General features: G+C 36.7%; 14 protein-coding genes. 11 read left to right on the forward strand and 3 right to left on the reverse strand.

What is annotated here, in order from left to right:
- Positions 1–22 precede the first annotated feature (22 nt).
- Entirely contained in the window at positions 23–574 is a 552-nt protein-coding gene (locus tag BG05_RS11435; RefSeq protein ID WP_002033881.1) for a GNAT family N-acetyltransferase, read from the reverse strand.
- A gap of 126 nt (positions 575–700) precedes the next feature.
- Between BG05_RS11435 and spoIIM the strand changes: the two genes are divergently transcribed.
- From spoIIM to corA, 9 genes are all read left to right on the forward strand, one after another.
- Entirely contained in the window at positions 701–1,348 is a 648-nt protein-coding gene (spoIIM, locus tag BG05_RS11440; RefSeq protein ID WP_002167716.1) for a stage II sporulation protein M, read from the forward strand.
- A 106-nt stretch (positions 1,349–1,454) separates the two neighbouring features.
- Positions 1,455–1,910, forward strand: a complete 456-nt coding sequence (fur, locus tag BG05_RS11445; RefSeq protein WP_000392654.1) for a ferric iron uptake transcriptional regulator — start codon at positions 1,455–1,457, stop codon at positions 1,908–1,910.
- Positions 1,911–2,013: 103 nt separating this feature from the next.
- Positions 2,014–2,244, forward strand: coding sequence for a YqzK family protein (locus tag BG05_RS11450; RefSeq protein WP_002167717.1), 231 nt, complete (start codon positions 2,014–2,016; stop codon positions 2,242–2,244).
- A 6-nt stretch (positions 2,245–2,250) separates the two neighbouring features.
- Positions 2,251–3,141 carry a site-specific tyrosine recombinase XerD gene (gene xerD / locus BG05_RS11455; protein WP_002067028.1) on the forward strand — a complete coding sequence of 297 codons (891 nt, stop codon included), beginning with the start codon at positions 2,251–2,253 and terminating at the stop codon, positions 3,139–3,141.
- Positions 3,142–3,287: 146 nt separating this feature from the next.
- Entirely contained in the window at positions 3,288–4,028 is a 741-nt protein-coding gene (locus BG05_RS11460; RefSeq protein WP_002167718.1) for a FixH family protein, read from the forward strand.
- A 364-nt stretch (positions 4,029–4,392) separates the two neighbouring features.
- Positions 4,393–5,577: a phosphopentomutase gene (gene deoB, locus BG05_RS11465; RefSeq protein ID WP_002014935.1), complete on the forward strand. Its 1,185-nt coding sequence runs from the start codon at positions 4,393–4,395 to the stop codon at positions 5,575–5,577.
- 12 nt (positions 5,578–5,589) lie between these two features.
- Positions 5,590–6,411: a purine-nucleoside phosphorylase gene (locus BG05_RS11470; protein ID WP_001078443.1), complete on the forward strand. Its 822-nt coding sequence runs from the start codon at positions 5,590–5,592 to the stop codon at positions 6,409–6,411.
- Positions 6,412–6,418: 7 nt separating this feature from the next.
- Positions 6,419–7,723, forward strand: coding sequence for a pyrimidine-nucleoside phosphorylase (locus tag BG05_RS11475; protein ID WP_002067030.1), 1,305 nt, complete (start codon positions 6,419–6,421; stop codon positions 7,721–7,723).
- A 210-nt stretch (positions 7,724–7,933) separates the two neighbouring features.
- Entirely contained in the window at positions 7,934–8,896 is a 963-nt protein-coding gene (gene corA, locus BG05_RS11480; protein WP_002067031.1) for a magnesium/cobalt transporter CorA, read from the forward strand.
- A 33-nt stretch (positions 8,897–8,929) separates the two neighbouring features.
- Here corA and BG05_RS11485 read toward each other — a convergent pair whose 3' ends face one another.
- Positions 8,930–10,219, reverse strand: coding sequence for an NCS2 family permease (locus BG05_RS11485; RefSeq protein ID WP_002143039.1), 1,290 nt, complete (start codon positions 10,217–10,219; stop codon positions 8,930–8,932).
- A gap of 134 nt (positions 10,220–10,353) precedes the next feature.
- Positions 10,354–11,025, reverse strand: a complete 672-nt coding sequence (locus BG05_RS11490; protein WP_002033894.1) for an SIMPL domain-containing protein — start codon at positions 11,023–11,025, stop codon at positions 10,354–10,356.
- A 160-nt stretch (positions 11,026–11,185) separates the two neighbouring features.
- Between BG05_RS11490 and BG05_RS11495 the strand changes: the two genes are divergently transcribed.
- Both BG05_RS11495 and BG05_RS11500 read left to right on the forward strand, forming a co-directional pair.
- Positions 11,186–11,605 (forward strand): MarR family winged helix-turn-helix transcriptional regulator, encoded by a 420-nt coding sequence (locus tag BG05_RS11495; protein WP_002088468.1) that lies wholly within the window; start codon positions 11,186–11,188, stop codon positions 11,603–11,605.
- 100 nt (positions 11,606–11,705) lie between these two features.
- The gene (locus BG05_RS11500) at positions 11,706–12,251 is read left to right on the forward strand and encodes a hypothetical protein (RefSeq protein ID WP_002128961.1); all 546 of its coding nucleotides are present in this window, start codon (positions 11,706–11,708) and stop codon (positions 12,249–12,251) included.
- Positions 12,252–12,253: the final 2 nt, after the last annotated feature.

Raw genomic sequence — 12,253 nt, forward strand, 5'->3', positions numbered from 1 at the left:
CACTCGCCTAAGGCGAGTGTTTTTAGTTGATTTTTGCATATACACGTGCATCGCGTAAGCTGCCATCGGGTGCTAGGAAATCATTTTCCATTGTACCTTCTAAAATAAATTCTAGACGTTCTGCTAAGTTACATGCATTTATATTTGTTGCATCAGTACGAATTTCAATTCTTCTAGCACCTAGTTTATCAAATGCAAATTGAATCGCACCTTTAATGGCTTCTGTCATATAGCCATGCTTTGTATAAGCGCTATGTAGCCAAAAGTGAAGTGAAAACTTTGGAATATCCCAGTTTTCAGGCTTGAGCGTAATAGCTCCGATGAATGTACCAGATACTTTATCGTATAAGTGGAAATCAAGTGTTTCACGAAGTAAAAACTGTCCGTGAGCTTCGCGAACAATTTCTTCAGCACGTTCTTCTGTTTCAGCTGTAATTGGCATCCATGGTAATAAGTCTTCTAGCGAAGCTTGGATTGCTTCATATACTTCTGTGCCATCACCTGGAAACGGCTTACGTACTTGCAAGCGCTCAGTTTGAAATAATGTTGGAAAATCTAATAATAATGGTTTCAAGAGAAATCCCTCCTATTCTCTACTTTTTAGTTTAGCAAAGTAGAGCGGAATTTCAATGCTAATTCGTCATACTTTTTTTCTTTCTTTCATACATTTTTAGTAAGAGTGTGAACGGAGGGAAGGAAAATGTGGCGAAAAACGTGGCAAGACCGTTTAATGTCTCACATACAGGAAAATTCTTCACTATATATATTTAATGCGGTTTTATTACTGATGGGAGTAATATTTGGAGCGATTCTTGTGAATAGTTTACAAATAAACCAAAAGCAAGATTTATCATTTTATTTACAGCGTTTTTTTGGACAAGTTTCTAAAGGAGAATTTGCTGTCGCAGGCGAAATGTTTCGAGAAAGTTACTTTTCGCAATTAAAATATATCGGTTTTATTTGGATTTTGGGGATTTCAATTATTGGGTTGCCGCTCATTTTTATCTTACTATTTTTAAAAGGGGTAGTTGTTGGATTTACAGTAGGTTTTTTAGTAAGTCAGCACGGATGGAATGGACTATTATTAGCATTTGTATCTGTATTGCCACAAAATTTAATTATAATTCCTGTATTTCTCGTAATGACAACAATTGCTGCAAGCTTTTCCTTACGCATGATTAGGCATCAATTTATTCGGAAAATAACTGAGCCACTATTACCGTTATTAATTCGCTATACATGCTTTTTTCTCGTGATTGGAGCGGTATTAGCTATTGCTTCCAGTGTCGAAGTGTATGCATCACCAGTTTTAATGAAAGAAGTTGTGGAGGCTATTAACAAACAATAAATACTTTTTGAGAATAATTATCAATTTGTTTTTATTGTTTTTCTTTTGACAGGAGCCCTTCTTCTGATATAATGGTGTAAGAGTGGCGAGGAGGGAGTAGTACCGAATGGAAGAAAGAATTGAACGAATTAAGAAGCAATTACATGCAGCGAGCTATAAATTGACACCACAACGTGAAGCAACAGTTCGTGTGCTGCTAGAAAATGAAGAAGATCATTTAAGCGCAGAAGATGTATACCTCCTTGTAAAAGAAAAGTCGCCAGAGATCGGATTAGCAACCGTTTATCGAACTTTAGAGTTATTGTCTGAGTTGAAAGTTGTCGATAAAATTAACTTTGGAGACGGTGTTTCGCGTTATGACTTACGCCAAGAAGGTGCACAGCGTTTCCATCATCATTTAATCTGTACACAATGCGGTGCTGTACAAGAAATACAAGAAGATTTACTTGGTGAAGTGGAGAATAAAGTGGAACGAGACTGGAGCTTTAAGGTGAAAGATCATCGTTTAACATTCCATGGGATTTGTAAAAATTGTCAAGAAAATGAAACGGATGAAAAATAACCTTTTCCTATTTAACTAGGAAGAGGTTTTTTATTTGAATAAGGTATAAATTGGTGAAAGCTTGGCATATGTTGTAATAACTTATATTTTGGAGGAATTTACAATGCGCCGAGCTTTAAAATTAACTTTTGATGGGATGAAAGTATTTTTATTATTTACAAGTTGTACGATTTTGTTTTATTTCGCTATACTATGGATAAATGAAGAATATGAAAGTTACCATCGTTATGAAAAGCCAAAAGAAGAGACTGTAGAAAAAGTATCAGGGAATGAGGAGCCGGAAAAGGATACTTTCGTAAATAGAATGATGTTTTTCTATGAAAATGGGGAGTAGTGTAGATTGGAAGATCAATTAAAAGATTTTATTCATTATATGATTGTTGAAAAAGGTTTAGCAAAAAATACAGTTGTATCTTATGAACGCGATTTAAAAAGCTATGTGAAGTATTTGCAAAATGTAGAACAAACGAAGACGTTTCATGAAGTGACACGCTTGCATATTGTTAACTTTTTGCAGCATTTAAAAGAAAACGGGAAATCTTCAAAAACATTGGCGCGTCATATTGCATCGATTCGTTCGTTTCATCAATTTTTACTTCGTGAACGAGCAGTGGAGCATGACCCATCGGTACATATTGAAACGCCACAAGGGGAACGGAAATTACCAAAAGTATTATCAATCGACGAAGTGGAAGCATTGCTTCAAACACCGAAAACGGCAAGTGCTTTTGGGATTCGTGATAAGGCAATGTTAGAGTTGTTGTATGCAACAGGACTTCGTGTTTCAGAATTAATTGCATTAAATTTAGAAGATGTGCACTTAACGATGGGATTTGTTCGCTGTATCGGGAAAGGGAACAAAGAAAGAATTATTCCACTAGGAAGCTTAGCGACAGAAGCGATTCAAAAGTATATTGAAAAAGGAAGAAGAGAATTGATGGGTAAAAAAGCAGTAGATGCGCTCTTTTTAAACCATCATGGTAATCGATTATCGAGACAGGGATTTTGGAAAATTTTAAAACGGCTAGCGAAAGAAGCGAATATTGCAAAAGAGCTTACACCGCATACGTTGCGTCACTCTTTTGCTACGCATCTATTAGAAAATGGGGCAGATTTGCGTGCTGTACAGGAAATGCTTGGACATGCAGATATTTCGACGACACAAATTTATACGCACGTTTCAAAAACTAGATTAAAAGATGTATATAAACAGTTTCACCCGAGAGCATAGTCACTATGCTCTTTTTTCATAGATTAAGAAGAGTGAACCATTTCACAGAAACTTCACAAACATTTCGTACATTGTTTTCAGCAGAAGACTAGAATATTACAATGTATTTCCTCTATACTAAGGAAAGTATGAAGGAGGAAATGAAGATGAAAAAACTTATTATTACATTATTTATCGCGATGCTAGCATTGGCTGGCTGTAATACAAACAAAGAAGAACCGAAAAAAGGACAGAAACTTGAAGGTATAGACGTAGCGGTTCAAACGAATCCGAAAGAAATTAAACCTGGTGAAAAAACAGAAGTACAAGCACTTGTTACACAAGGAAAAGAAAGAGTAACGGATGCTGATGACGTAAAGTTTGAGATTTGGAAAGATGGCGACGAGAAACACGAGATGTTAGATGGTAAGCATAAAGGAAAAGGTGTTTATGCAGTAGAGAAAACATTTGAAACTGATGGAGTATATCATATTATTCCTCATACAAATGCACGTGATATACACGTTATGCCAGAACACAAAGTTGCTGTAGGGAATGCGAAAGTAGAAGATGCGAAAAAAGAAAGTGGTGATCATAATGCAGGACACGGTGATCATAAAAGTGACACAATGATTCATCTTATGGCCGGTGACATAAAAGCAAATGCTGAATCAACAATGAAAGTCCATTTAAAACAAAAAGAAGAAGCGTTAACTGGTGCTGAAGTACAACTTGAGATTTGGAAAGACGGCGTTGAAAAACACGAATTTATTCCGGCGAAAGAAGGGAATAAAGGGGAGTATGAAAGTAAACATACTTTCAAAGAGAATGGTGCTTATAAAGTGAAAGTTCATGTAAGAAAAGGTGAACTACATGAACATAAAGAAGAAACAGTAGAAGTAAAATAAAAAGTAGCTCTTTAGAGCTGCTTTTTATTTTTATATTAGGAAATATGTTATAAAATGATTAGCACTTCTTTGCAGAATGGATTACAATAGAAGGGTAAAGAAAATGAGAAATTCTACGAAAATGTATTAAAAAGAAAGCGTAAACATGGTATGATATCAATATCAGATGTCTGACATCTGACTTAGAAAAAACTAGAAATTTTTTTGATTCGTTTGAAAGTAAAACGAAAAAGTTAGAGACTGGTTTAAAGCAGTACTGTTTGATAATGAGGACGAAAGATAATTCCCATTGATAACAGTTTCACTTTATAGCGTTTTGAACATACTACAAGAAGTAGAACTGAACATATAGGAGGTTGCAGTTATGAATAAATATAAACGTATTTTCCTAGTCGTAATGGACTCTGTGGGAATCGGTGAAGCACCAGATGCTGAGCAGTTTGGTGATTTAGGTTCTGATACAATTGGTCATATCGCTGAACATATGAATGGATTACACATGCCAAACATGGTGAAATTAGGCCTTGGTAATATTCGTGAAATGAAAGGAATCTCTAAAGTAGAGAAACCGCTTGGATATTATACAAAAATGCAAGAGAAATCTACAGGTAAAGATACAATGACAGGTCACTGGGAAATCATGGGCCTTTACATTGATACACCATTCCAAGTGTTTCCTGAAGGATTCCCGAAAGAATTACTTGATGAATTAGAAGAAAAGACAGGTCGTAAAATTATCGGTAATAAACCAGCCTCTGGAACAGAGGTACTTGTTGAGCTTGGTCAAGAACAAATGGAAACAGGTTCTTTAATTGTTTACACTTCTGCTGATAGTGTATTACAGATCGCAGCTCATGAAGAAGTAGTACCACTTGAAGAGCTATATAAAATTTGTAAAATCGCACGTGAATTAACATTAGATGAGAAGTACATGGTAGGGCGTGTTATTGCTCGTCCGTTTGTTGGAGAGCCAGGAAACTTCACACGTACACCAAATCGTCATGACTATGCGTTAAAACCATTTGGTCGCACAGTAATGAATGAACTTAAAGATAGCGATTATGATGTAATTGCTATTGGTAAAATTGCTGACATTTATGATGGAGAAGGTGTAACTGAATCACTTCGTACGAAATCAAATATGGATGGAATGGACAAGCTTGTAGATACATTAAATATGGACTTTACAGGTATTAGCTTCTTAAACTTAGTTGACTTTGATGCCTTATTTGGTCATCGTCGTGACCCACAAGGGTACGGAGAAGCATTGCAAGAATATGACGCACGTCTTCCAGAAGTATTCGAAAAACTAAAAGAAGATGATCTATTATTAATTACAGCAGACCATGGTAATGATCCAGTACATCCTGGTACTGATCATACACGTGAATATGTACCGTTATTAGCATATAGCCCAAGCATGAAAGAAGGCGGACAAGAGTTATCACTTCGTCAAACATTTGCTGATATTGGTGCAACTGTAGCAGAAAACTTTAATGTTAAAATGCCAGAACATGGAACAAGCTTCTTAAACGAGCTAAAGAAATAGGGGGATAAACAGATGAATCGTGAACTAATTACAAAATCAGCTTCATACTTAAAAGAGAAATTTCAAGAGACACCACAAGTAGGACTAATCCTTGGATCTGGACTAGGTGTATTAGCAGATGAAATCGAGAACGCAGTAACAGTACCATACAGTGAAATCCCTGAATTCCCAGTTTCAACTGTAGAAGGACATGCAGGTCAACTTGTATTCGGTACACTTCAAGGTGTAACAGTAGTAGCAATGCAAGGACGTTTCCATTTCTACGAAGGATACGATATGCAAAAAGTAACATTCCCAGTTCGTGTTATGAAAGAACTAGGTGTAGAAACAGTTGTTGTAACGAACGCAGCTGGTGGTGTAAATACATCATTTGAACCAGGCGATCTTATGTTAATTTCAGACCATATTAACTTCATGGGTACGAACCCATTAATCGGACCAAATGATTCTGAAATGGGTGTACGTTTCCCTGATATGTCTACATCATATACGCCAGAACTTCGCGAAATGGCGAAACAAGTTGCAGCAGATTTAAATATTAAAGTACAAGAAGGTGTATATGTTGGAATGACAGGTCCTGTATATGAAACACCTGCTGAAATTCGTATGCTTCGTACACTTGGCGGAGATGCAGTTGGTATGTCAACAGTACCAGAAGTAATTGTAGCTCGTCATGCAGGTATGAAAGTACTAGGTATTTCTTGTATTTCAAATATGGCAGCTGGTATTTTAGATCAACCACTTCACCACGATGAAGTAATTGAAACGACAGAACGTGTTAAAGCTAATTTCTTAGCATTAGTAAAAGCAATTGTAAAACAAATGAAGGGGTGACTTCACAATGAGAATGGTGGACCTAATTGCAAAAAAACGTGATGGACATGCATTAACGACAGAAGAAATTAACTTTATCGTTGAAGGATATACAAATGGTAGTATTCCAGATTATCAAATGAGTTCACTTGCAATGGCAATTTTCTTCCAAGATATGAATGATCAAGAACGTGCAGATTTAACGATGGCAATGGTAAATAGCGGTGATACAATTGACTTATCAGCCATTGAAGGGGTAAAAGTAGATAAGCATTCAACGGGTGGAGTTGGTGATACAACGACACTTGTATTAGGTCCATTAGTAGCTGCTTTAGGTGTACCAGTTGCGAAAATGTCTGGACGAGGTCTAGGACATACGGGTGGTACAATTGATAAATTAGAAGCAGTACCAGGATTCCATGTGGAAATTGAAAATGATGAATTCATGCGTCTTGTAAATGAAAATAAAATCGCTGTTATTGGTCAAAGTGGAAACTTAACACCTGCTGATAAAAAGTTATATGCGCTTCGTGATGTAACTGCAACAGTAAATTCAATTCCTCTTATCGCTAGCTCAATTATGAGTAAGAAAATTGCTGCTGGTGCAGATGCAATTGTTCTTGATGTAAAAACTGGAGCAGGCGCGTTTATGAAAACGGATGAAGATGCAAAGCGTTTAGCAGAAGCAATGGTACGCATCGGTAATAACGTTGGTCGTAATACGATGGCGGTTATTTCTGATATGAGTCAGCCGCTTGGTGAAGCAATTGGTAATGCATTAGAAGTACAAGAAGCAATTGATACATTACAAGGTAAGGGACCGAAAGATTTAGAAGAGTTATGTTTAACACTTGGAAGTCAGATGGTGTACCTTGCTGGACAAGCTTCATCTTTAGAAGATGCACGTGAAAAGTTAATTGAAGTAATGAACAATGGTAAAGCGCTAGAATCATTTAAAACGTTCTTATCCGCGCAAGGCGGCGATGCATCTGTTGTTGATGATCCTTCTAAATTGCCACAAGCACAATTTAAAATTGAAGTGGAAGCGAAAGAAGACGGTTACGTATCGGAAATCGTTGCAGATGAAATCGGAACAGCAGCAATGCTTTTAGGAGCAGGGCGTGCAACGAAAGAGTCTGAAATTGATTTAGCAGTTGGTCTAATGCTTCGCAAAAAAGTAGGCGATAGCGTGAAAAAAGGTGACTCTCTTGTTACAATTTACGCAAACCGCGAAAATGTTGAAGACGTAAAAGCGAAAATTTATGAGAACATGAAAATCGCTAAAGATCACGTAGATGCACCAACTTTAGTACACGGAATTGTAACGAAGTAATAAAGTGAAACTTTAATCAGTGGGGGCTTTATCCCCACTGATTATTAGCCTTCACCAATCGGGCATTTACGGGCAGCCCGACCCAGACCTAACTTCTTTGCTTTCGCTGAATTTTGAGGTAGGTGTCTTACTGCCCGCAAATAGCGGGATAAAAAAAAGCTGAGGAGATTTCTCCTTGGCTTTTTTTACTATTTTTTGTTTATAATAGTAATGGGTGAAATTATGATTAGAATTTGTGCAATAACGAAAAAAAATGAAGTTTTATATGATGTTTCGCTAGAAGAAACGAAAAAAGAGAACATCATATGGTATTGGCTTGATTTATATAAGCCAACGAAAGAGGAGTATACATATATTTTACAAGATCACTTCAAGTTCCATCCCCTTGCAATTGAAGATTGTGTAGAGTATGTACAGAGACCAAAGGTAGATTTTTATGATGGATATAACTTTTTAGTTCTTCATGCATTCGGAGAAGACGGATTAGAACCGCATGAAATCGATTTATTTATTAGTGATCGATATATAGTCTCTTTCCATTTCTCTCATAACAATGCGATTGAAAGAGTATGGAAAACGCTCGGTGAAAAGAAACGTATTAAGAAGAGCCCTTTGCATGTAGCACATACAATTATTGACCAAATTGTAGATGATTATTTCGCACCTGTTTATTACATTGAAGACCATTTAAATGCAATTGATGATAATTTAACGGGTGAGACAGCAGGAAGTGTGCTAGAAGAAGTATTTGATATTCGTGCAGATTTATCTAAGCTAAGGCGTACGATTATTCCGATGCGTGATTTATTGTATCGTATATTAAATTCAACACGTTTTTACGGTATAAGCGATCATGAAATTTATTTTAAAGATATACATGATCATTTGCTTAAACTGACAGAGATGATTGAAGCGAGCCGTGAATTAACAGCAGATATTCGAGATAGTTACTTTTCGTTGAATTCCCACCATATGAACAATATTATGAAAACATTAACTGTTTTCTCAACTATTTTCATGCCGTTAACATTTATTGCAGGGGTATACGGCATGAACTTCGCACATATGCCAGAGCTTGGCGGGAAGTATAGTTATTTTATTTGCTTAATTTTAATGGCATTAATTGGCGGCGGAATGATGGCTTGGTTTTATAAAAAAGGTTGGTTTAAGTAAAAAAACACCGAGGATTTCCTCGGTGTTTTTTTCTTAGCCAATAGCGTGTAATACGAACATGGCTAAGAATAAGCATGTAATAATATACATGGACGGTGCGACTTCTTTACGCTTTCCAAGTGCAACTTTCAAGATAGGATAAGCAATAAATCCGAACGCAATGCCATCAGCGATACTATATGTGAGCGGGATCATAACGATAATTAAAAACGCTGGAAATCCTTCTGAAAAGTCGTTCAGAGGAATTTGTTGAATGCTTGTAATCATCAGCCCGCCAATAATAATTAAGATTGGTGCAATGGCACTGTCAGGAATTATTTTGACAAACGGAAGCGCAAACAGTGATGCGAAGAATAACAACCCTGTAACGATAGACGTCAGACCTGTCTTTCCGCCTGCAGTAATACCTGCGGCACTCTCTACTGTTGAAACGGTAGGGCTTGTGCCAAATAGACCACATGTCATTGCTGAAATTGCATTTGCTTGGTAAGCACGTGGGAATTTACGATCATCTTCTAATAAACCATGTAAAAGTCCCATGTTCTCAAAAATAAGCACCATGCTTAAGGAGAATGTTGCAATCCAAAATGGCAAGGAAGAAAGTTTCCCAAATGACATAGCTCCAAACACATCGCCATAATTAGCGAATGAAAACGAACTATTTCCCATTTGACTCGTATCAACAAGACCAAACAGCCATGCAATACCAGTTCCAATTGCAATCGTCCATAAAAAGCTTCCACGTACGTTACGCGCAAATAGTACAAGTGCGACAATAAGAGTAAGTAGTGTGGCAAGAACGACAGGACTACTTAATTTTCCCATTGCAACAGCAGTATTAGGATGCGAAACGACTAAACCACCTTTTTGCAAGCCGATGAAAGCTAAAAACAACCCGATACCGACAGTGATCGCTTCCTTTAATGACTTTGGAATCGATACCGAAAGCACGCGAGCAATCGGTGTAAAAGCAGCAATTGTAAAAATAATACCGGCGATAAAAACAGCTGCCAATGCTTCTTGCCAAGTTAAACCGAGCGTATGCACAGCAGTGTACGTGAAGAATGCATTTACACCCATACCAGGGACAAGAATAGCAGGTGCATTTGCCCAAAATGCCATGAGTAGACATCCGACAAATGAACTAAAAACAGTTGCCAAAATTCCTGCCTCAAGAGGAATGCCGGCATCTGATAAGATTGACGCATTTACAATCATAATATAAACAATTGTGAAAAATGACGTGACTCCAGCTAAAACTTCTTGTTTTGGTGATGTTTGGTGTAAGTCTAATTTAAATGTTCTTTCAAGTATTCCTTTCATGTTAAACCTTCTTTTTCATATCCCTCTCCCACCCGTGATATCTCTTATGTAAGAGCTCACCGTCCTTTATTATATCAGAACATCATGTTTTTACAACAACGAAAATGATAACGGTTACTTATAAACGAGTTTATTTATAAATACGTAAAGATTGCCCTTATAGATGAAATGATTTCTAGTTCTCCTGATTGAATGGGCGGAGCTGCTTGCGCATGCAAAGTAGCATATGATGAGATCTCCCGTGGTAATTGGGCAGATTCTTCAACGAGTGAGAGGGGAACAGGATTAATATTTAAATTGTAGGTACTCGCAATTGTACGAGCTTTGTCTACTGCTTGTTGCAGAGCTTGAATGAGAGCTTGCTCATAATATTTATTTGGATGAGATATTCGAAAACGTAATCCTTTTGCTACGTTTGCACCATTTGTAACGGCTATATCATATACTTCCCCTGCTTTTTGCACATTTAAAACGGTAATTTCATACAAATGCTCCACACGGTAGCCTTGTAGTAATGCTTTATCATTTACATATTCGTATTGAGGAGTAATTGTATAAGAAATGGTTTCTATATCTTTATCGGCAATACCTAGCTGTTTGAGGGCATCAAGCAATTGTTTCGATTGCACTGCATTTTCTTCTTGCGCCTGTTTTACATTTTTACTATCTGTTCGAATGCCCAGTGTTAATATGACAACATTTGGTTTTGCCTTTATAATGCCTTCTCCTTGTACAGTAATAGTAGCTTCTTTACCAGTATTCGTCGTACGGATATTATGTAAATACGGATTCATTCCACTTTGCATTTATGCTCACCATCCTTTTTTATATGTATATGTGTGAACAAAAAAGAAAATCTTATGAAAAAAGTTACATAAATGAGAATGTTGAGGGAAGAAAGCATATACAATATAGGTATTTATAGATTATAATATGTGTAAATATGATAAAAAAGGGACGAGGCTAGTGAACGAAAATAGAGAAACACTGATTTTAGATCTATCTGCATCATTTCGAAAGATGATACGTTTATTACAAAATGATATTAATACACGTTTTTCAGAGCATATGCCATATAATGAATTCTCTGTATTACGTGCGTTATTTTTAAAAAGTCCACAGATGGCTTCGCAAATTGCGAGTGAAGTAAACGTAACCTCCAGTCATATTACAGCTGTAACAGATCGTCTCGTGCGAAAAGGGTTTGTTGAAAGAAAACGTTCAAATTCGGACCGTCGTATCGTATACTTAGAAATTACTGAAAACGGACGAGAAGTAACTGAAAAGCTTGAAGCTGTGCGTAAAGAATATTATAAAGAGAAATTTAAAGGTTGGAGCGACCAAGAGATAGAAATGGTTTTAGAACTATTTGGCCGCGTATTATAATAAATGAGGATAGGAAGCGAGAGCTTTCCTATCCTTTTTCTTTTGAATAAAAATATTTTGAAACTCCGATACTTTAATTAAACAGATCGGAGGAAAGATTATGAAATATATTGCTGCACTTACCATTTTACTTGGAAGTTTTTTCTGCTTTCATACATTCATGTACGCTGATAGCCCTATCCAAGTGGTGCAAAAAGAAGTGAAGTACATTGAGAATGATAATACCGTCTTGTATTCGAAATTATGGGTTCGTTCTATGCAAAACGCAGTATTATTTCATCATAGCGATAATGTTCGTAATCAGGACACTTTGCGTAATGTAACAAGTTCATCGCTCGTTAAAGCGAAGCAATTACCATTTAAGAAAGCATCAATGTACATTCCAAGATTATCGCAATACGTATCAAAAGCAGGGAAAGAAAATATTCAAGTGCACTACATTGCGGTGCACTATAATGTGAAAAAAGAAAATGCGTATCAATTAAATGGTATGAACTATTTTCTGCAAGTATTTGTGAAAGAGCGCGGCGAATGGAAAATTGCTGAAAGTGTAGTCGCGCCGACAGAGCAAATTGTGCAAAACGGTGATGGGTTTGGGATGAAAGAAGAGATGGTGTATGGGGATAGGAGAGAGAATGTAAAATAACC

Source organism: Bacillus mycoides (assembly GCF_000832605.1).
GTDB classification, from domain to species: Bacteria; Bacillota; Bacilli; order Bacillales; family Bacillaceae_G; genus Bacillus_A; species Bacillus_A mycoides.

Coding starts and splice junctions, on each gene's coding strand:
- spoIIM (WP_002167716.1), top strand. CDS start 701: ATGTGGCGAAAAACGTGGCAAGACCGTTTAATGTCTCACATACAGGAA.
- fur (WP_000392654.1), top strand. CDS start 1,455: ATGGAAGAAAGAATTGAACGAATTAAGAAGCAATTACATGCAGCGAGC.
- BG05_RS11450 (WP_002167717.1), top strand. CDS start 2,014: ATGCGCCGAGCTTTAAAATTAACTTTTGATGGGATGAAAGTATTTTTA.
- BG05_RS11460 (WP_002167718.1), top strand. CDS start 3,288: ATGAAAAAACTTATTATTACATTATTTATCGCGATGCTAGCATTGGCT.
- deoB (WP_002014935.1), top strand. CDS start 4,393: ATGAATAAATATAAACGTATTTTCCTAGTCGTAATGGACTCTGTGGGA.
- BG05_RS11470 (WP_001078443.1), top strand. CDS start 5,590: ATGAATCGTGAACTAATTACAAAATCAGCTTCATACTTAAAAGAGAAA.
- BG05_RS11475 (WP_002067030.1), top strand. CDS start 6,419: ATGAGAATGGTGGACCTAATTGCAAAAAAACGTGATGGACATGCATTA.
- corA (WP_002067031.1), top strand. CDS start 7,934: ATGGGTGAAATTATGATTAGAATTTGTGCAATAACGAAAAAAAATGAA.
- BG05_RS11485 (WP_002143039.1), bottom strand. CDS start 10,219: ATGAAAGGAATACTTGAAAGAACATTTAAATTAGACTTACACCAAACA.
- BG05_RS11490 (WP_002033894.1), bottom strand. CDS start 11,025: ATGCAAAGTGGAATGAATCCGTATTTACATAATATCCGTACGACGAAT.
- BG05_RS11500 (WP_002128961.1), top strand. CDS start 11,706: ATGAAATATATTGCTGCACTTACCATTTTACTTGGAAGTTTTTTCTGC.